General features: G+C 68.2%; 12 protein-coding genes and 2 pseudogenes. 5 read left to right on the top strand and 9 right to left on the bottom strand.

Annotation, left to right across the window (positions count from 1 at the left end):
* Positions 1 to 18: 18 nt before the first annotated feature.
* On the bottom strand, positions 19 to 591 hold the full coding sequence (locus tag OIE69_RS00420) for a hypothetical protein (protein ID WP_326569936.1): 573 nt from the start codon (positions 589 to 591) through the stop codon (positions 19 to 21).
* 482 nt (positions 592 to 1,073) lie between these two features.
* Here OIE69_RS00420 and OIE69_RS00415 point away from each other — a divergent pair, with 482 nt between their 5' ends.
* Positions 1,074 to 2,126: a PIN domain-containing protein gene (locus OIE69_RS00415; RefSeq protein ID WP_326569935.1), complete on the top strand. Its 1,053-nt coding sequence runs from the start codon at positions 1,074 to 1,076 to the stop codon at positions 2,124 to 2,126.
* A 23-nt stretch (positions 2,127 to 2,149) separates the two neighbouring features.
* Here the strand turns inward: OIE69_RS00415 and OIE69_RS00410 are convergent, their stop codons facing one another.
* The 5 genes from OIE69_RS00410 to OIE69_RS00390 form a co-directional block, all read right to left on the bottom strand.
* A complete protein-coding gene (locus OIE69_RS00410) occupies positions 2,150 to 2,278 on the bottom strand; it encodes a hypothetical protein (RefSeq protein ID WP_326569934.1) in 129 nt (42 codons plus the stop codon).
* A gap of 135 nt (positions 2,279 to 2,413) precedes the next feature.
* On the bottom strand, positions 2,414 to 3,649 hold the full coding sequence (locus OIE69_RS00405) for a Wadjet anti-phage system protein JetD domain-containing protein (RefSeq protein ID WP_326569933.1): 1,236 nt from the start codon (positions 3,647 to 3,649) through the stop codon (positions 2,414 to 2,416).
* A gap of 1 nt (position 3,650) precedes the next feature.
* Positions 3,651 to 7,076, bottom strand: coding sequence for an ATP-binding protein (locus tag OIE69_RS00400; RefSeq protein WP_326569932.1), 3,426 nt, complete (start codon positions 7,074 to 7,076; stop codon positions 3,651 to 3,653).
* Positions 7,073 to 7,690, bottom strand: a complete 618-nt coding sequence (locus OIE69_RS00395; RefSeq protein WP_326569931.1) for a DUF4194 domain-containing protein — start codon at positions 7,688 to 7,690, stop codon at positions 7,073 to 7,075. The genes OIE69_RS00400 and OIE69_RS00395 overlap by 4 nt, the downstream gene beginning before the upstream one ends.
* Positions 7,687 to 9,162 (bottom strand): DUF3375 domain-containing protein, encoded by a 1,476-nt coding sequence (locus tag OIE69_RS00390; protein ID WP_326569930.1) that lies wholly within the window; start codon positions 9,160 to 9,162, stop codon positions 7,687 to 7,689. Before OIE69_RS00390 ends, OIE69_RS00395 begins: the two co-directional genes overlap by 4 nt.
* Before the next feature lie 626 nt (positions 9,163 to 9,788).
* On the opposite strand from OIE69_RS00390, the gene OIE69_RS00385 reads away from it, so the two are divergent.
* Positions 9,789 to 10,250 (top strand): hypothetical protein, encoded by a 462-nt coding sequence (locus OIE69_RS00385; RefSeq protein ID WP_326569929.1) that lies wholly within the window; start codon positions 9,789 to 9,791, stop codon positions 10,248 to 10,250.
* Positions 10,251 to 10,339: 89 nt separating this feature from the next.
* Here the strand turns inward: OIE69_RS00385 and OIE69_RS44925 are convergent.
* Positions 10,340 to 10,471: pseudogene (locus OIE69_RS44925) on the bottom strand (IS982 family transposase); the annotation flags it as partial.
* 115 nt (positions 10,472 to 10,586) lie between these two features.
* Here OIE69_RS44925 and OIE69_RS00380 point away from each other — a divergent pair.
* Together OIE69_RS00380 and OIE69_RS00375 are read left to right on the top strand one after the other, a co-directional pair.
* The gene (locus OIE69_RS00380; protein WP_326569928.1) at positions 10,587 to 11,681 is read left to right on the top strand and encodes a protein kinase family protein; all 1,095 of its coding nucleotides are present in this window, start codon (positions 10,587 to 10,589) and stop codon (positions 11,679 to 11,681) included.
* A gap of 153 nt (positions 11,682 to 11,834) precedes the next feature.
* Positions 11,835 to 12,749 (top strand): annotated as a pseudogene (locus OIE69_RS00375) (IS630 family transposase); the annotation flags it as partial.
* Positions 12,750 to 12,980: 231 nt separating this feature from the next.
* On the opposite strand, the gene OIE69_RS00370 reads toward OIE69_RS00375, so the two are convergent.
* On the bottom strand, positions 12,981 to 18,416 hold the full coding sequence (locus tag OIE69_RS00370) for a sacsin N-terminal ATP-binding-like domain-containing protein (protein WP_326569927.1): 5,436 nt from the start codon (positions 18,414 to 18,416) through the stop codon (positions 12,981 to 12,983).
* A 214-nt stretch (positions 18,417 to 18,630) separates the two neighbouring features.
* Entirely contained in the window at positions 18,631 to 18,987 is a 357-nt protein-coding gene (locus tag OIE69_RS00365; RefSeq protein ID WP_326569926.1) for a hypothetical protein, read from the bottom strand.
* Positions 18,988 to 19,088: 101 nt separating this feature from the next.
* Between OIE69_RS00365 and OIE69_RS00360 the strand changes: the two genes are divergently transcribed.
* Positions 19,089 to 19,733 (top strand): class I SAM-dependent DNA methyltransferase, encoded by a 645-nt coding sequence (locus OIE69_RS00360; RefSeq protein WP_326580870.1) that lies wholly within the window; start codon positions 19,089 to 19,091, stop codon positions 19,731 to 19,733.
* Positions 19,734 to 19,761 lie beyond the last annotated feature (28 nt).

The following is a 19,761-nucleotide window of genomic DNA, read 5'->3' as shown; positions in this document are numbered from 1 at the left end:
CGTCTTCGAGGCCGTTGATCAGACTCCGAGTCCGGCGCGCTCGGCGACATCCGTGTCAAAGATGACGAGCACATCGTCGGTGCACAAGTAGAACGGCCCCGGCCGGTCAGGCTCGTAAGTGGCCGAGCGGCCAGCGGCGATCCACACCTGACCGGTGGCGGTCCGCACGTGGATGGCTTCCGGCACCGGAGTCGGAGCGCCGTGCTCCTCGCCGCACCACTGAATGCGGCACGACTCGATCGGGGTGGAGACGACCCCGGACCAGAGGGGGTGCTCCGCGACCGCGACGCGTGCCGACCCGCCCGGCTCGCCGACGCGGGAGAGGGAGTCGCGCATAGGCGCCGAGTAGAGCTCGACTCCGTAGTAGTCGAACGTGCTGCCCCACACAGCCGAGTAGGTGCCGCCGTCGTCCATGGTCAGCTCGACGCCCATCGTAGGCTCGTGCCACGCGCCGTAGTCCCACTCGTCAGGATCGGTGCCTTCGTCCCCGACCATCAGCACGAAGTAATCGACCGCGACGATGGTTCGTCCGCGCAGGCCGGCGACGAGTCGTCCGTAGCTGTCGGAGGTCAGGAGCGGCGCGGTACTCACCGGGATATCCTGTCAGTGGCACTCCGACCTGGGCGAGCCCATTTCGCGGGTCGGGGACGGGCAAGGACGCTCGCGGGGCGTCCGCTGCGACCGTCGCCAATGACTAGGCGCGAGGCAATGTCGAGGCGGACTTCGCCGTAGGGGCGGATATGGCGCTTGCCAAGCACGGGAAGAAGGAGGCGTACTCGGAAGCCGTTGCCCAGGCACACGCCGACTTGGCTGACCTTCGAATCGCCGGGCCCCGGAGCGGGCTTAGGGCTCTAACGGCTGCCCCATTGATCCCCGCCGCCGTGATGGCTACTTGTCACTTCGCGGCAGCTTCGGGAGTACAGGGCCGAGCAGGGGGATACGCGAGTGGGTCCGGCCTCCATGGCCAGACCGGGCCTGGTCACGTATGCGGTTATGAGCTTGGTTGCTGGAGCGGACCGGTGCCGGACCGAAAATTCTGCCCGCTTGTCAGTGGTGGTGGTGACACTTGGTCCATGACGCTTGACCGTGCCGCTTCGGTACCGCCACTGCTGGTCCCCTCCGGATCGGCGTTCAACCCCATGGCGCTGGACCGGCAGATGCTGCTGCCTGTACTCGACGCCAATGCGCTGCTGGTGGAAGCCTGCTCTTTGGCCAAGTACGGCGGACGCCAGGACCGGGTCACTGCACTGGCCAGCACCGGCCGCGCCACCCCGTACATCGCCGCGCACGTCCCCGGCGAAGTCGACGAACACCTGGCCAAGATGGCTGATCACTTCGAAGTGGCAGAGCGTCAGGCACGTCGCGTGCTCGATCAGCGGATCTGGCCAGCCCTTCGGGTGGTCGACCTCGAAATCCGTGATCATCTGTCCTGGCGGACACGTCACATTTTGCGGGTCGACCGGGAGATGCCGCTGAAGCACCGAGGCGACCCGGACGACGCACCCACAATGGCGCTCGCGGAGTTCCTTGGGCCGTGCGTCATCGTCTCCCAAGACAGTGTCTTCGAGCGCTTCGGGTTCGCCGTCATCGAGTGGATCCCCGTCGCCCAGAATGTGCTGCGGTTGGCCGGCTTGGAGGCCACCGCCGCGAACGGGCTGGTACTCATCGAGCTGGTACTCCGGCTGTTCGGCGCGGGCGCCCACCGCCTGGTGGCCCTCGCCGCGCGCAACCCGCTTGCCGCAACGGCCGCCGTGGGCGGGCTGCTGTTGTGGTGCTACCACCGCGGCTACCTGACTCGCGACAACTGGCGGCGGAGTCTCTCGCGGATGGGAGGTGCGGCTATGCCGTTGCTGGAACTGGCCGAAGCCGGGATGACTGAACACCAGACGCTCAGTGACTCGCTTCTGGTGGTGGAGCCCCCGGCCTACCCGACCAGCGAGCAGTTGGCCGCCCGCTACCTTGCGCGCTGCGGCCGGCCCCTGACGTCCGGCGAACTGCGTGACGCGCTCGCCCGACGCGGCCACACGGTCTCCGCCGCGCAGTTGAAGCAAGACATGCTCGCCCATGGCGCATTCATCCGCACCCCCGGCGACCTGTGGACCGTCGGCCGCCAGATACAGCGATAGGAAGATCGCGCCCGGAGACCGAGTCAGAGGGCCAGGACGTCACGCAACTCCCTTACGGCACGCTTGTGGTGGTGCTCGACGGCGGGGACCGCCTCGTATAGGTCCGAGGCCCAGCGGTGGGTCAGGCCGGTGCGATAACCAGCCGGCAGCATGGTCAGGGACGACGGTCGTAGGGCGGCAGGCCCGTTCGCTGTCGCCGTCGTGACGGGCGCAGCTGTCGGCATCGATGTACAGCAGGGTGCGGTGTCGTGGTGCTGGTCGCCGCATGAGGACGGTGTTGGCTCACGTCACTTCTGCGGGGTCCACCCTGCGTCGTGAGGCGGCTGCGATGACGAGTCGTGAAGGCTGGCCAGTGCTGTCTGGACGGCGGAGAAGCGGATCCGTTCTTGTTCCAGTCGTACGCCGTGCCCGAAGTCGTCGTCCACGAGGCTCTGGTAGAGGTCGGTTTCCTCGCCGGTCAGTGACTGCAGGTGTTCCTGGGTGGGCTTGGGCTCCTTCACCCACTGGCCCCGGTGGTCCGTCAGGGTGGAGCGGTCCATCAGGACCGACTCCGTGTGGGGGAAGAGGCGGCGCAGTCGGTCGAGGATTGCGAAACCGTGGGTGTCCAGGTCGCCCCAGTACACCAGGCGCTTGTCGTGGAGCCATTGCAGTTCGGCGAGCCGGGTGACGGCGTATCCGCCCCCGAGGATCACCATGCTTGCGGGCTGGGGCGGGAAGGCGAGGTAGGTGGTCTCGTTCTCAACGATGAAGACGGTTCTGATGTCGGGCGGGGATGCGATGAACTCAACGACGCGCACGGTCAGTTCGCTGAACCCGGCGACAGAGGTGTTGTCGAGGAGACGGAATCTGACGTAGGCGGGTTTGCCCCGGAAGCGGAAGCGGGCGGTGAAGCTGGTGCGCGGCGCATCGGTGTCGATCCGGTCGGCGGGTAGGCAGTGCTCCAGCAGAGTGGTCAGGATGGCGCGGTGGCACTCGATGAACTTGGTGTCGACGCCCGGTACGTCGATCTGCCGTAGATAGAGCGGCGGACCCTGGTAGTCCAGGATCCAGCGGACGGTCTGGTGTAGGCGCTCCCAGTCCGTTTCGAGGTCCAGGACCTTCATGGGATAGGCGGTCATCCAGGCCGCAAGCTCAGGGGTGGCCTCCCGGGCGGAGGCCAGCAGCGTCTGGAAGCGGTGCACGGCACCGGTGACGCCGAGGAGGTCCCAAAGCTGTTCGCGGTGGTCGATCCACGCCTGGTGAGGGAGGTTGTTGGTGCCGACGACGCGGCCTCCGACTCGCCGGTGTTCGATGCGCGAGAACTGCTGCCCGGCGGAGTGCCAGGTGTTGACCCAGGTGCGGACGGCGTCGAAGTCGCGGGTCAGCTCGGAGGGCTTGGGGCCGCCCAGCGGGATGCCGAGCGGTTCGAAGGGGTGCTGCTGGGCGAGCGCAGTGAGGAAGTCACCGCGCATCCAGCGTCTGCGCAGGCGGTCCGTGACGTCTGCGGGTGTGGTCCATGCCCGGCGGGCGGTCGGCGCCACCATGTCAGTGCCCCTGGCCGGTGCCGGTGCCGGCGCCCTGCAGCCCGGACAGGGTGTGAGCGAGACGCTCCTGCCGGTACTGCGTGATGGTCAGGGTCCGCAGGCGTGAGTCGTGACCGTCGGGGTTGTCGACGAAGCCGACGGCGGACACGTACGGCTCGATGACGTGGATCTTCTGGAGCGGTGTGACGATGAGGAGTTGCAGACCGAGCCGTTTGAAGAGGTCGAGGGCGAACCGGGCGGAGTCCTCGGAGCCGCGGCCGAAGGCTTCGTCGATGACGACGAATCGGAAGGTCTTGGAGCGGGCCGAGTTCCAGTCGAGTTTGAACTGGTAGGCGAGGGATGCGGCCAGGATGGTGTAGGCGAGTTTCTCCTTCTGTCCGCCGGACTTGCCGCCGGAGTCGGAGTAGACCTCGTACTCGGTGTCGTCCTCGCGTCGTCGTTCACTGGCGCTGAAGACGAACCAGTAGCGCACGTCCGTGACGCGGCGGGTCCACGTACGGTCGGCCTCGGTGTGTCCTTCGCGGCCCTTGAAGCGTTCGATGAGACGGCGGACCTGGTGGAACTTCTCCTCGGAGTAGGTGTCGGAGTGGTCGTCGGCCAGGGCGTCGTCCGTGCAGGCGCGCAGTTCGGTGATGAAGTCGCGGATCTCGACGTTGGGAGTGCGGTCGGTCTTGAGCGTGATGTAGCGGCCGGGGTTGTAGTCGATGCCGGCGAGGGAGTCGTTGATGATGGCGACGCGTTCGCCGATCTGGTCGGCCTGGCTGGTCAGCTGCGCGTGGAAGCCCGCGATGTCGCGGATGACGTTTGTCTTCAGGTAGTTCTTGAACTGCTCCTGGAAGCGGGGCAGATCATCGGCGACCAGGCGCTGGTGCAGTTCGCGGTAGCCGCGGGCGGAGTTGACCGAGTCGTCTAGTTCGCCTGTCTCCACCGGGTAGTCGCGGCGGAAGGCGCCCATCTTGGAGGCGATCGCCTGGCCGATGCGGTTTTGCTGGGTGCTGAAGCGGTCTTTGGCCAAGGTCAGCTCGTCGTGCACGCGGCTTTCCGCGGCGGTGCACTCGCTCACCGTCCGGCAGGCCAGCCGTGTCTGGGCCAGGCGCTGCTCGATGGTGGGAAAGTGTGCGCGGGCGGCTGTGCAGCCCGGGTCGTCCAGCAGGGCCCGGGCTGCGTCGTGCTCACGCGTCGCGGTCTTGAGGGCCTCGTTCAGGCCGCCGACGGCCAGACCTGCCTGTTCACGGTCGTCTTCCGCCTGGGCGATCTCGTTCGTGAGCGCCTCCAGGCGGCGGGTGATCTGGTCCAGGTCCTCGGACGACTCCTCAAGGCGGCGCTTCTCCTCGGTCAGCACGGTGATGCGGCTGACGGCCGAGGCCCAGTCGATCTCGCTGTAGTCGCGGGTGGTTGCGAGCTGGGCGAGGATCTGGCCGCGGGTGATGCTGGTGTTGTGGGCGGTTTCGATGCCGTCTTTCCTCTTACTGAGGTCTTTTTGTTCTCTTTGCGTGCGGCGGGCCTGGTCGAGGAGGGCGTCGATCTTCAGCTGGTTGGTCCAGCCCAGAACGTAGGAGCTGCGGTCGTCGATGCGGGTGGTGTCGTTCTTCTCGTGACGGCCTCGCGCCCCCTTGACCAAACCCTGCGGGGTGATCGCCAGGTCGGCGCGTTTGAAGTCCGCCATCGTCTCGGCGCAGACGTGTCCGGCGCGGCGGTCCAGCTCGCCGGCCAGCCAGTGGGCGAACGGGGACTCTGCCTTGACTTCCAGTTTGGAGGCCAGGACAGGGGCTTCGGTGTGCTGCGGGCGCCGCACCGGGACTGTTTCGGGGACGCGGAAGTAGACGAGCCGGGCCCCGAGGTGGTGCGTGTTGATCCACTCGGACACGGGGGAGTACAGGTCGTGCGGGACCAGCAGCGAGAGCGCGAAACCCCGCAGGAGCCGTTCTGCGGCGCCGGCCCATGCCTGCTCGTCGGCCCGGACCTGGATCAGTTCGCCGGCGAACGGCAGCACGCTCTCCTCGATCCCGAGCTCACGGCCCAGGCGGGCGCGCAGATCTAGCTGCTTCTTGGGAATGTTGCTGCGCCGGGAGCGGAGGCTGACCAGCTCCTCGCCCAGTTCCGTCGCCTGCCGGCGCAGGCGGTCGGCATCGACCGCGAGTGCGTTGAGGGCTTCACGGGTCTCCTGCTGCACCGTGGTGGCGGCTTCCTGACAGGCGGCGATCTCCTGGAGGCGTTCGGCGAACTGTTCCGTGCTGCTGACCGGGCTGAGCTCCGCCTGGCCCAGCAGACCGGCGTGGTTCCTGGCCCTGCGCTGGCGGTCATCGCGGGCGCGCGATTCCCGTTCGATCTCCCTCTCCAGTTCACCGAGGCGAGCGCCGCCCATTCCCGCGCGCTGCAGCTCCAACCGGCTTTGCTGCCGGTGAAGATCCTTGAGCCGGTCCTTCGCGGCACCCCGGTCGTTCTCGTGGCGGCTTAGATCACGCTTCAGCGTGAGACGGTCCGCCTCCAGCAGGGCGGACTTGCGCTGGGCGAAGAAGAAGCGCAGGGCGCTTTGCTGCGTGACGGCCTCGTCGATACTCCTGGCGAGGCTGTCGTGCTGGTCGCACTCCTGAAGCAGCGGCGTGAGGGCGTCGATCTGGGCGCGTGCGCGCTGCACCGATTCATGCGTGGTGGTCAGGGCGTCGAAGTGCGCCACGATCGTCTCGGTCATTGAGGCCGCGTCGAAGGGTTCCAGCATGTGGCTGCGGACGAAGTCGTCCAGGCTGCCGACGGACTTCATGGACACCGTCTGGTGGAAGAGCTCCAGGGCCTGCTCGGACTCGATGCCCATGCGGCGGCGGAAGTCTTTGCTGTAGGCGGCAAACGACGGGTGCACCCGTACGCCGCTGCCGGTCAGCCGCTTCTTGAGGGACCTGACGTCGGTACCGAAGTCGGAGAAGTCGTCTGTGACGGACAGGGCCCGGTCCGCGGTGAGGAACAGGCGCTCCGGCTGGGTGGCGTTGCCGTCGGTCATCCAGAAAACCTGCGCGAGAGTGACCGTCGCGTCGTAGCCGCGGTTGGTGAACACTCCCAGGATCACCGAGTAGCTGCCTGGCTGGCGCAGGGCGACCGGACGGGTCGTGCCGGTGGCCTCGTTGCGTTCGGACTTGTAGTGGCCCAGGACGTAGGAGCGCAGGCTGCGTTCGCGGCTCTCCGCGCCGGCGGCCCGGTTGTAGGCGATGCGGTTCGCGGGCATGAACAACGTGGTGACCGCGTCGACCAGGGTGGACTTTCCCGAGCCGATGTCGCCGGTCAGCAGGGCGTTGGCGCCGCCGACCCCGAAGGACCACACGCGCTGGTGAAAGGTGCCCCAGTTGTACACCTCCAGCCGCTCCAGCCGGAACCCGGCCAGGTCGAGATCGGGGGAGGCATCGGTGACGAACGGGCCGGACTGAGCGGGGATCACTGTTGTCCTTCGGGAGTGGTGGGGGCCGCGTACCGGGCCAGGTTCGTATCGAAGTCGGCAAGCCACTGCCCGTCGACATAGGCCTTGATGATCCGCTGCACCTCGTACAGCTGCTCCTGGTGCTTGGCGCGGCGCAGGAACTGCAGCTCCACGGCCTTGGCGATGTACGTGTCGATCTGGTCGACCAGACGTGCCTCGTTGCTGACGGCGGGCAGGAACATGCGGATCATTTCCACGATCTCGTCGCGGGTGATCATCAGCCGGGTCTCGCCGGAGCCGGCGTCGAATTCCGCGAGCCGCTTGCGCAGCAGCACGATCAGCAGACTGACCGGGTACGACAGGGATCGGCGGGGCATCAGGCGCGGCGCAGCCAAGCGCGGATCTGCGTTCTCGTCCTCGGGCTGGGAGCGCAGGAACGCGTAGCCCTCGGCTTCGTCGATCACCACGGTCAGGCCCATGACGTCGACGTAGTCCTGGACGCGGGCGCGCAGCTGGAGCAGCGCTTCCCAGGCCCGCTCATGCTGGTCACGGAAGAGGGGACCCTTGAGCAGCTGGTTGACCGGCAGGGAGAGGCTGCGGGCCTGCCGTGGCGTGGGTGGCACAGGCGTGGTCATGACTGCTCCTCCTTGCCCGAGGCCCAGGTGGCGCCGGAGATGGTGCGGGCGAACGCCGCCACGGGGGTTTGGACGACGTGCTGGACGCCGTCCGCGCCGGCCCAGGTGATCTCTTCGCGGCGGCTGTCGTCGAAGACCACCGTGAAGCCGTCCCCGGACAGCGCGAGGTAGGCGACCAGCTCAGCGAGCCCCTGCTCCAGCGGGTGCTGGCGCACGAGGTCTGCCAGGGACACCTGAGCCTGCAGGTCCAGCGCGCGCCGGACGGTCTCGACGAGCCGGGCCGGGTCCACATAGACCGCTTCGAACAGCGCGTCGGCCGCGAACTCCTCATCTCCCACGCGGATGTCGGCACTGTCGATCGGCGTCCGGGTCACCGGCGCGTACAGCGGCCGTTCCATCGGCAAAGTGATGGCCGGGGCAGCGGCGTCGATCTCCACGATCAGGTCCATCCCGGGCGTATCACGCAGTGCGATCGCGCGGGCCTCGATGCCGCTCATCAGTTCCATAACCCGGCGGTCCTCGGACCAGGCCCGGTCGTCGAGGAAACGCCGTAGCTGCTCAGAGAGCTGGCGGACGGTCGCCTGGGTGCGCTCGGCGGCGTCCAGCCAGTCCCGGGGGATGCGCCGCATGCGGGGGTCGGGTTCGCCGATGGCGTCCATGGCTTCGACCTCGGCCAGGAGCTTCTTGAACTCGTCCTGGCGGCGGTGGGAGAGCAGGAAGCCGTAGAACGCCTGGAAGCTCCGTCCCTGGTCCGATTCGGCGATGCTCTCGCGGCTGGTCAGGATCTCGTCCAAGAGCTCGCCTTTGCTGCCGTCCCACACGGCGATCTTCCGGCGCAGTTCCCGGTCCAGGTCGCGGAAATTCGCCTCGACCTCACGGAAGTCGGCGAGCAGGTCGTGTGCGGTGGTGGTCAGCTGCTGGTAGCGGTCCCGCAGACCGGAACTGTCGAGCACGTCCACGTCGCCGGCTTCAGCCCGGGCGATCTCTTCGTCGATCTCCAGACGACGTCGTTTCAGTTCCTCGAGCCGGGTCTCGGGATCGGTCTCGGCCCCGAACGTCATCTGCCTCAGCAGGTCGAAGATGGTGTTGAGACGGGACTCGGTACCGATGAAGGACCGGACCTGAAGCGACCGGATCCAGGCGATTGCCTTCTCCACCGCCGGCGTCGCGTCATAGTGAGGCTCGTCCGAGTCCGCCGGGTAGTACTTGCGTAACCAGCCCGACTGCGGCCCCGACCAGTCGTCCAGGTACGCCTTCGCGGACTTCGGGAACGTTCCCTGGCCAATACGCTCATTGAGTGCGAACAGCTCGTCGTCCAGACGGTCGGCCAGCTCCACACCGGCGATCGAACGAATGCCATGCTCGACGAAGACCTTGTTGAAGAAGCTCAGCATCAGCGCCGCGTTGTCCGCCCGCAGCAGCTTCCAGGCGGAATGCTGCCTGCGCAGCGCGACCAGTTCGTCGTAGTCCAAGCTTCCCACCCCAGATTCCCGCTCACGCGTACGGGAAGTGCTCGCGTGCCATGGCGCCCCTCCCTCTGTCATGCGTCACCGCATGCTGATGCCGACATGTACGCAAAAGCTTTGATAGCCACGGCAGCACCGTAAAGCCCACCACTGACAAAGGCGTTTCGGCGTGAGCCAGTGCCCCACCGTGCTGACCGGCGCGGTGCTTGCTCGCTGCGGTTCACAGTGCGGCCCCTGCACGAACGCACCGGCTCGTCTGGCTGCCGGCATCCGCCGAGCGGCCCGAGGCGGTTCAGCTGAGTTGGGCGGTGGCGGCGTCGATTTCTTTGAGGGTGATGTTCTCGCTGCCGGTGCGGATCGCGATGACGGCGGCGGTTGAGATGACGTAGGTGAGGACTTTGAAGTAGGCGCCGGTGCGTCGGTGGAGTCGACGGCGTTTTCACCCCCGTCGGCTCCCGGGACCGGCCTGCCCGGTTCCCCTGACCGGGGGTGGGGGAGGGCGTGACGGTGGGGCGCGGTTCGCCGGTGTGGGTGTCCGAGTGGGGCGGGCGTGCGGGGTGGTTCCGGTGGGCTGGGTAGCGGGTTGCAGGGGTGGGTGTATCTTGCATTGCCGCAGTTCAGGGAGGGTATTCGTGCCGAAGAGGAAGATCGTTGACGAGGGGGAGGTCATTCGGTGGTTCGAGGATGGCTGGAGCTATCAGGACATGATTGATGAGTACCGGCGGAAGTACGGCATCGATACGGTGTCCTCGATGTGGGGGAATTTTCGGCACAGGCGGGGGCTTGATCGCAGGATCGCGCGTGATGACGAGCTGATTCCGTGGGCGGTCAAGAGGGAACACCGGCAGCTGTACCCGGTGATCATGCTGCGGGTGGAGGCCCGTCGGCGGGCCGGCTTGGCACTCGACGAGGACAGAGCCAAGCGCTTGGAATCATGGCGAGTCATGCTCGAGGAACAAGACGCAGTCGTCCACTACGACCCGGACACGGCGAACGGCTTCTCCTACATACCCCGCGAGCCGGGCGACATAGACATCATCCGCAAGCCCCCGATGAAGACCACCCAGCGGCGTAACGCAGACGAGCGCCCTTAGTGGTCGATTCCGGAAGTCCTTCAGGGGTTGACCCCTGGCCCTGGGTAGTGGGGTTCGCGGTCCGGGCGTCGAAGACGGTGCGGATGGAGCTCGACCACGGCGAGATGGACCAGATCCGAGCCGCTGAGCAGTGGCGGTCTGCCGAGGCATCGTGTTCGCCCGACCTCGTCGTCGATCTTCACGTACAGTGCGGCCAAAAGGGTGTTCGGATCCGTGTTCACAGACGGGCCTGGATGCCCTCCGCCCGTGCCAGGGGGACGAGACGAACCGCAGGGCTATGCGTCGCGTGTTACGCGCCCTTTGGACGGGCCCAGGTACTTCAGAGAGGGTGCCCTGGTGGAGGTATCCGTCGAGAGTTTCGACGCGACGCGTGGTGCGCGTTTGGCGGCCTACAGTGCCGTCTCCACATCGCTGGCGCTGTGCAGTGATCGCGAACTGCGCGATCTTGTGGATACGGCTGCGCCGCTGGGTTCTGGCATCGGCGGGACCTCAGCGTTGCTGGAGGTCGGCGGGACCCCAGTCTTCGTTAAACGGCTGCCGCTGACCGATCTGGAAAGGCAGCCGGAGAACGTCCAATCCACGGCGAACCTCTTCGGGCTACCTACCTTCTGCCATCCCGGCCTCGGGGTCCCCGCAGGCCCGGGATGGGGGGCCTGGCGGGAGTTGGCCGTGCACACGATGACGACGAACTGGGTTCTTGCACAGGACCATGAGGGCTTTCCCTTGATGTACCACTGGCGGGTGCTACCGCACCCCGGGCAGTCGCTACCCGAGGAACTGGCCGACGTGGAGAAGGCTGTCGCCTACTGGGGAGGTGGATCGCAGGTGCGCCACCGGATCGAGGCGCTGCGGGATTCCTCGGCGAGCGTCGCGCTGTTCCTGGAGTACATCCCGCAGAACCTGCACGACTGGCTGGACGTTCAGGTCAAAGCCGACGATGAGACGGCCGAGCAGGCATGCACCATGGTGGCGAGGGAACTTGAGGCCGGGACTTCTTTCATGAACGACCGCGGGCTCCTGCACTTCGATGGCCACTTCCAGAACATCCTCACCGACGGCAAGCGTCTGTTCTTCACGGACTACGGCCTCGCGATCTCCTCCCGGTTCGACCTGTCGAAGGAGGAGGCCGACTTCTTCGCCGATCACCAGACCTATGACCGCTGCTACACCGTCACCCACCTGGTGCAGTGGCTCGTCACCGCCTTGTACGGGTACGAGCGGGACGAGCGCAGCGCGTTCGTGCACGCCTGCGCCCGAGGGGAACCTCCGACGGGAATTCCGCCGCAGGTCGCGGCGATCCTCATCCGCCACGCCCCAGTCGCCGCAGTGATGACGGACTACTACCGCGAGTTCCGTTTTAAGAGCAGGCAGACCCCGTATCCCCTGGAGGCGATCCGCCGGATCGGGCCGGACAGCTTGTTAATTGTCTGATGGTGATCCGCTTCTGCTGAATGGCCTGCCTGCCTTGCCCGTAGCCACCGCGCGCCCGATCGTCCTGACCGCCGCCGAACGGCAGCGGCTGCAGAAAGCGGCCTACGGCCACCGGACCCCGCACCAGGACCGCCTGCGGGCGCAGATTGTGCTGCAGGCTGCCCGGGGGCTGGGCAAGCAGCGATCGCCCGCGAAACGGGAGCGCATCTGTACACCGTGCGCACCTGGCGGGGCCGTTTCGCCGACGGGGGCCTGTCTGCCCTGGCCGACCGCAGGCGCTGCGGCCGTCCACGACGCTTCACCCCGGTGCAGGTCGCCGAGGTCAAGGCCCTGGCCTGCCAACTGCCCGCCGAGACCGGCACCCCGCTGTCGCGCTGGTCGTGCCCGGAACTTGCACGCGAGGTCGTCGTCCGCGGCATCGCCGGCTCAATCTCCGCCTCCACCATCCGCCGCTGGCTGCGCGAGGACGCACTCAAGCCCTGGCAGTACCAGTCCTGGATTTTCATCCGCGATCCGAAGTTCCGGCCCAAGGCCGCCCGCATCATGGACCTGTATGCCGGCACCTTCGACGGCGTCCCGCTGGGCGCGGACGAGTACGTACTCTCCAGCGACGAGAAGACCTCGATCCAGGCTCGTTGCCGTTGCCACCCCACCCTCGCCCCCGGACAGGCCCGGGCCACGCGGGTCAACCACGAGTACCGACGCGGCGGCGCCCTGGCCTACCTCGCCGCCTACGACGTCCATCACGCCCGCGTCCTCGGGCGCTGCGAGCCCACCACCGGCATCGTGCCTTTCATGAACCTGGTCGCCCAGGTCATGACCAGCGAGCCCTACGCCAGCGCGAAACGCGTCTTCTGGATCGTAGACAACGGCTCCTCCCACCGCGGCAAGACCGCCATCGACCGCCTGGCCAAGGCGTTTCCCAACGCCGTCATGGTCCACACCCCGGTCCACGCTTCCTGGACCCACCAGATAGAGATCTTCTTCTCCGTCGTTCAACGCAAAGTCGTGGCACCCAACGACTTCCCGAATCTCGACCGGATCCGAGACCAGCTCCGAGCCTTCGAGGACCGCTACAACGCCACAGCACAGCCGTTCCAGTGGAAGTTCACCACCTCCGACCTGGACAATCTGCCGGCCCGGCTCGACCGACACACGATCGACCGACAGGAAGAATCCTCCGCCGCCAGCAACATGATCAACCCCCGAAGGACTTCGGGCTCCGACCACTTAGCGCTGGGACCACCAAGGCGGCTGACGCAGCCCAGGAACGGCGAGGACCCTGGCGACGGCAGCGCGTCAAGGTCGCAGCAGGTACGAGAAGCGCAGTGCCCCGCCCTCCTCGCGGTAGCGGCCCCGGCCGCGCTTTCCGTAGGGGTTGGGGAGCATCTGGATGGCCACCTTGTGAGGGGTGAGGGCGTGGGTGACCACCAGGAGGCGCCAGCGGTCGTTGCCCGCGTGCTGGCGGGCCGCGCGGACCTCGCTCTCTCCCAGTTCGAAGCGGCCGCCTTCGCCCCCGGTCGCCTTCACCTCGTATAGGTAGGGCCGGCTGCCGGAGCCGACCTGGAAGTCGAAGCCGAGGCTGTCGTCGCCGGCCGGGCCGGGGAAGGCTTTGCGGCGGTTGCCCGACACCCAGCCGGTCTCGTCCATGTGGTCCGGGTATTGCGCACACAGCCACTGGTACGCGTACCACTCGCCCACGTACCCGATGGCCTCCCGCTGGGCCGTGGTCAGCCCACTGTCCGTGCCGCCCCCGTACCGCCGCCCGCGCGTGCGACCGGTGGCCCGGTTGTGCCCGGTCCGGGGAAGGGGGTCCGTGAAGCGGAGCGGCCCAGCGGCGCTGATACCTGGCGCCGCGCCGTTCTGCAGGACCCGGTCGAGTTCGCGGGTGAGGGCGGTGAAGTCGCCGGAGTACACGTCGAAGTCGCGGCCGCCGACGGAGATCGAACGCAGTTTGCGCTCCCGTTCGCGGCGCTCGTGTTCCGCCGCGTTGCGCACCCGGTCCAGGTCGGCCTCGGCCAGCCCGTGCCGTTCGGGATCCGTCGCCGCCGCCATTCCGTCGGGCCACTGGCCGAGGGCCGTCAGCCAGCCGACGACGTCGGTGGGGGACAGGGGCCGGAAGTCCAGCGCGCCCGCGGCCTCCAGCCGCGCGGTGACCTCCTCGGCGGGCTCGGCTCCGGTCAGGGCCGCGGGCAACGGGTGTCCGGCCGCCTTGACCAGGACCGCGAGGTCGGCGGCCAGGCCGGTGATCATACGGAGGTTCGCGCCGCGTACCTGGTCGTACGTGGGAAGACGTTCGCCCGATCGGGGCAACGGCACCGAGCGGCCCAGGCGCAGCGCCAGCTGCTGCTCCACGTGCGCCTCCAGGCTCCCCGTGTCGGCCGTGTCCACGGTGTACGCCCATGCCTCCGGCGCGGTGATCCAGTCCAGGGCCCGGACCGAGGGCCAGTCGGGCATCGGACGGCGCGCGTCGAAGTCCTCCAGCGCCGCCCAGCGCAGCCGGTTGACGAGCTCCTTCCTGCGCAGGTCCAGATAGGTGCGGAGCGCCTCCTCGTGCTCGTCGGCGTGGCTGACCGGCGCCAGGGGCGGGCTCATCGCGCGCAGGGTGTCGTTCAGCTCGGCGAATCTGATGCCCAGGTCGCGCCGCAGTTCGTCCGTACCGCGGGCCGCACGGGCCCTGGCGATGAACTCGGATACGGGCACCGGGAGCTCGGCGGCGTACTCCTCGAGGTGAGCCTGGAACTCCCGGGTGTCGGCCGGCGGCGGCAGGAACAGCGAGTCCGCCGACTCCGTGCCGAGTAGGTGGACGAGGAAAGGCCGGCAGCGCTCCAGGACCACGCCGATGGCCCCGTCGATCCGGCGGCTCGTCTCCCCGACCTGGTGGACCGTGACTTCCAGGGCGTCGGCGAGCTCCTCCTGGCCCGGGTCGCGCAGGTCGGCGTGGCGGGAAGCGAGCTGGTGGGCGGCGAGGCGCAGTCGGTCGCCGAACTCCCGCCGTCCCAGCAACTCGGCGACCGCCACCACGATGCGGGTGGTCTCGGGCCAGCCCGGCTCGCCTGCCGGGGCGAGGACGAGCGGATGCTTCGGATCGGGCAGCGGCAGCACTCCGCCGAGGCGCCCCGGCAACGTCACGGTCCGGCCATCGAGCTCGATGTCCCAGGAGCGGTAGCGATGCAGACGTACGCTCCGGAGCAGGGACGTCAGCTCGCTCAGCTCGGCCTCGCTCGCCCGAGGGCCGTGCGCCAGGTGGTCGGAGAGAACGCCCACGGCCAGCGTGAGCCAGGGCAGCTGCTGGACCAGTGGCTCTCCCATGGTCGCGGGGTTAACCCGTGCGCCGTCCACGGTCACAGTGAACGTCAGGTCGTCGGTGTGCCTGACGGTGGCGGCGTGTTCGGCCGCCAGCAGCTCGGCGGCCTCCGCCGAGACACTGGGAAGGGTGAGCAGGGGGCGCGCCATCTCCCGTACCAGCAGGGCCGTCAGGCCGTCGCGTTCACCGCTGACGTAGAGCACGGTTCCGGCATCACCATCGCTCTCCCCGCCGTCCAGGGCGGACAGCGGTACGCTGATCAGCCGGTCCCCGGACTCAGCGAGCAGACTGGCACCCTCGGGCAGTGCGGGACGGGGCCGCTGTACGAGGTGCCTCCAGGCGCGTTCGTTGGCGCGCTGCGCCGCGGGCTGGTCCTCGGCCCCCAGCGCGCCCTCCGCCGCAAGCCGTCCCAGCGCGGCGATGAGGCGGTCGCTGTCCCGGGGGTCGTCCCAGGTCGGCAGTCGCATCTCCCGCAGGCGGTCGCTCGCCTTCCCGCGTCCCAGAAGGTGGCGCAGCCGATGGTCGACGGTCGGCGCGTATGAGGGCTCCTCCTCCAGCCCGGGCGGGCAGTGCCAGGCGTCGGCCGGCCGGACGAACCGTACGGCCCGGTCGCGGCCCCGCACCGGGAGCCACGGCTGCTCCCGGATGAAGGCGCCGAGCGGGGTCGGGACCCGTTCCCTGTCTGGGGAACTTTGGCTGCCGGCACTGGTCCAGACGCTGGTGAACCTCGCGTCCTCCCAGCTGGCCAGGCCGTGCAGGACCAGCCGTGCGTACGCCAGCCGGGCCTCCTGCCCGAGGTGTTCGACGACGTCCTGGCCGGGGAGCCGCCAGGCCGGGGTTCCCCGGTACGGCGTCCGGGGGTAGTCGGCAGTGGACCAGGTGCGGATGTACGGCTCCCACTGCTCCCGCACCTCGGCAGACACCTTCGCCATGCGGACCAACTGCCGAGCGGTGAGCTCCCGGCCTTGCTCTACCCTGCTCACGGCGTCGGAGGACCTGACCGGGACCAGTCCGTCTGCCACCCCGGCCTCCAGCAGGAACGCCCGCCACTCCTCGGTCTCGCCCCGCTTGGTGAACTCCTCGGGCGCGGCAAGGAGACGTCCGGCGATCGCCTTGAGGCTCTTCGACACGTCCTGTCCGGCGGCAACCACCACCGCCAAGTCCTCACCGACGGACGCGCGGCCCCAGCCCCGGCCGAAGACGGCGCCGCTTGCTCTGATCAGATGGCCGTCCGCCGCCGACGGTACGTACAGTCCGAGCGAGGAGATCTCCGTCCCGCCCAGTGAACGCCGCGGCTGCCACAGCCGGAAGACGAAGCGCAGGGTCTGGAGCCGCAGCCGGAGATCGGTGCTCGCGCTGAGCGCCTGCCGTACGTGGTCCAGCAGGCCCCTTACGTCGTACGGCCGGACGAGCCCCTCCTGCTCAAGGAAGGCCCGGGCAGGCCGCCCCCGAGTGCGCTCGCCGCGGTCCTTCCAGACCAGCCCCGGGTGCAGGGAGAACAATCGCTTGCCGAGCAGGGCAGGGACGGTCGGGGCCTCGGTCTGGTTCGCCTCCGTACGCAGGGGCTGGAAGAACGCTTCGCGGCGTGCACCCTGACCGCCCGGCTTGCCCTGTGTACGTGTACGTGCGCTTGTGCCCGTACCCGCCCTGTCGGGGGGACGGTTGGTGTGCCGCAGTGTGCAGTCTTCCGCGAGCAGCAACGGTCTGCCGTGCAGGACGTGCCCGTCATCATCGAAGAGGGCGGCCAGGTCCTCATACAGCGCGCTCCACTGCTCGGGGGACTCACCGGACCGGGGAAGGGGAAGGCCCCCAACGATCCGTTCCACGTACTCGGCGAGGACCTCCGGGCCCGGCTCCCACGGGCACGCGAGGGCCTTGCACAGGGTGGCCAGCCGTTTCAGCCGGTCACCGCCGATCTCGGGGTCCGCCACCACGATCCCGGCCTCGTGCGCGCGGTGTGCCGTGAGGACGGTCAGGTCGAAGGCCGGCCACAGGACCGCACCCCGCGGCGGGGCCCAGCCCGCCTCCGGCGGGGCGCCGTCCGCGGCGAGGACGGGCACGAGCGGTACGTCGGTAAGTTCGCTCCCGTGCACGCGCAGAGCTGCCGCGCGGAGCCGCCCCGCCGAGCCCTTTTCACTCTCCCAGCTCACCAGGTCCACGGCCAGCTGCCGGATGGACGGCTCGGGCACGGTACGCAGTATCGTGGCGGCCGCCAGACAGGTCTCGGCGACCGCGTCGAGCAGCAGCACGTTAAGGGGGTTGTCGAAGGGAAGCCCGGTGCGGTCGAACTTGGTGAAGAACGGAGCGTTCACGTGCCCCGGGAACGGTGCGGCCTGGTTCTCGCCCATCGGCAGGAAGGTATAGATCTGCCCGCGCCGCGGTCGGCGCGGGGCGGGTAGCGGGAGCGCGACCTCGACGACGGCGGACCGCTTCCACTCCTGCCACGTGTCGTCGAGGAGCCCGGAACCCACGGCCTCGGCGAGCGTGCTGTTCAGCCGTTCCTTCTCCACGGTGCCCCGGGCTACGAGAAAGGTGCCGGACGTCCCCAGGTCCACGGTCGCGCAGGAGACGGGGAATCCGTGCCCGGCGCCGTCCTGCGCCACCACGAAGCGCTCCTCGGATCGGGTCAGCTCGTGCCAGTCGAGCGCCTCGTGGCCGTCGTCCAACTCGCCCGCCTCGCCACCGACGGTCCGCCGTTCCAGCGTCAGGCCAGCGAGCCGGTCGAGGAACAGCATCACGGGTACCTTTGCCTCCGCGAGCTCACGCATCCGCAGCCGGACCTCGGCCCGGGCGGCCTCGCTCAGCAAGGGCAGCCGGACGATGGTTACGTACCCCTCGGCGGCGAGCTGCCGACAGGTCGCGGGCACATCGTCCAGCGGTAGGGGTGCCTGGAGCGGCGGATACTTGGCGGCCACCTCGTGGGCGTTGTCCTCACCGGCGAGGAACTCTTCCACGTCGACCTTCTGCGCGAAGCGGAAGCAGTACCCGTTCATTTCCGGGTCGAGAGGGCTGTCGGGGTCTGCGCTGTAGATCTCGGGCGCTTCGCTGATCAGCAGGATGCTGCGGAACCCGACGCCCTTATTCCCGATGCCCTCGCCGACCTCCTTCGAGCTTTGCGCGAGCTCGCAGACCCGCTCGACGTCACGCCAGGTGAAGGGCGTGCCGCCGTTGGCGACGTACAACGTCCCCCACTCGCCCTCCGCCTCGTCCAGCAGGACGTGGACCCGTCCGTCGCGGCGGTCCCTCGGATGCGCGTCGTAGCCGTTCTGCAGCAACTCGAAGAGCGACCGGCCGGCGTACTCCCGCGCGCTCGTGTACGACACGGCGTTCACCTGCCGGGCCATGCGCAGGACTTGCTCCGACCGGGCCCCCTCCAGCACGGACCGGCCGTACTCCCGCAGCTGCTCGGCCCGGGCGTTCCTCGCCATGGTTCTCCCCTCACCTCAGCGTGATGAGGACGGTATCCCGCCGCACTGACACCGGGGGCGGCGCGAGGGACCACCATGTGGAGCGCGGCTCGGAGCGAAGTTTGACGTTTTACAGGACGCGAGCCCGGGCCAGCTGGTCCGGGCTTGTTCGCGGATCCGCGGGGCCGGATGCTCCTGCACGTGATGCTGGCTCAACGACGCTGCCGCACACAGATCACCCCACGCCCGTGGCAGTGCCAGGAGAAGGCTGCTTCTCCTGCGCGTCGAGGGCCGCGTCGACGAAGGCCCGTACGAGTGCGGCCGCCTCGGATGTTGATACGTCCTTTGTCCACTTGCCGGTGTGCCATCCGCTGCACTGCAGCTCGAATCGGTGGACGTCGTGTGCGTACTCCAGCTCGCGGGCGTACGGTTGCTGGCGGCAGCGCCCGTGCCGCTCGGTCCGTTCCAGGTACGCGTGGACCACCCCGATGTGGAATCGGCGCGGCAGGGTCCGCTGCGCGCGGCAGTCCCGGCACTCCAGCAAGTGCAGCACGTTGTCCTCTTCGCGCAGGTACCAGTCTGGCGCAGACATGCCTTCACGGGTGTTGCAGCTGCCGCACAGCGGGCCTTCTCTGAACTAAGCCGTCACGCCCGATCGATGACTTGGGTAGCCTGCAGTCGGTGGAGACTGGACTGAACGAAGATGACTGGCTGGCAGATACGCGGACGTCTTATGACACCGTCGCTGCAAGTTACGCAGAGTTGACGCGTCACATTCTGGACGAAGCACCTGAAGAACGCGCGGCCTTGGCCCTGTTTGCTGACCTGGTGCGTGCCCAAGGCGGTGGGCTGGTCGCGGACGTGGGGTGCGGGACAGGCAGGATCACAGGCCACCTGCGGGACCTTGGCCTGGACGCGTTCGGCGTCGATCTGTCACCTGGAATGATCGATGTGGCCCGTCGTGATCACCCCGGTGTGCGGTTCGATCTCGGTTCCATGACGGACCTCGCCTTGGCCGACGCCTCGGTGACTGGCCTGGTCGCCTGGTACTCACTGATCCACATTCCTGACGATGAGATCAGCTCGGTTCTTGCGCATTTCCGTCGAGTGCTTCGGCCCGGTGGGCCTTTGCTGCTCAGCTTCCATGTCGGCGATGCATCGCGGTTGAAGACTGAGGGCTATGGCGGGCACCCGATGAAGGTCTATGTCCATCGCCGCCAGCACCATCAGACGATTGAGTGGCTTAACGAAGCTGGCTTCGCCGTCGAGACGCACAAGACTCTCACCTCTGCGGAGAGCAAGCTGGGAGGGATCATCCTCGCGCGTCGTCAACCGTGAGCGGCTCCGCCTGTCGCGTGACGGAGCC

The sequence above is a fragment of the Actinacidiphila glaucinigra genome, from assembly GCF_035918135.1.
In the GTDB taxonomy this organism is placed as follows: Bacteria; Actinomycetota; Actinomycetes; order Streptomycetales; family Streptomycetaceae; genus Actinacidiphila; species Actinacidiphila glaucinigra.
The sequence above is the reverse complement of the archived record's forward strand: the minus strand, read 5'-3'. Positions and strand labels throughout refer to the sequence as shown.

What these genes read in the sequence shown, in the direction of transcription:
- OIE69_RS00415 (WP_326569935.1), top strand. Translation starts at nt 1,074, where the DNA reads ATGACGCTTGACCGTGCCGCTTCGGTACCGCCACTGCTGGTCCCCTCC.
- OIE69_RS00410 (WP_326569934.1), bottom strand. Translation starts at nt 2,278, where the DNA reads ATGCTGCCGGCTGGTTATCGCACCGGCCTGACCCACCGCTGGGCCTCG.
- OIE69_RS00405 (WP_326569933.1), bottom strand. Translation starts at nt 3,649, where the DNA reads ATGGTGGCGCCGACCGCCCGCCGGGCATGGACCACACCCGCAGACGTC.
- OIE69_RS00395 (WP_326569931.1), bottom strand. Translation starts at nt 7,690, where the DNA reads ATGACCACGCCTGTGCCACCCACGCCACGGCAGGCCCGCAGCCTCTCC.
- OIE69_RS00370 (WP_326569927.1), bottom strand. Translation starts at nt 18,416, where the DNA reads ATGGCGAGGAACGCCCGGGCCGAGCAGCTGCGGGAGTACGGCCGGTCC.
- OIE69_RS00365 (WP_326569926.1), bottom strand. Translation starts at nt 18,987, where the DNA reads ATGTCTGCGCCAGACTGGTACCTGCGCGAAGAGGACAACGTGCTGCAC.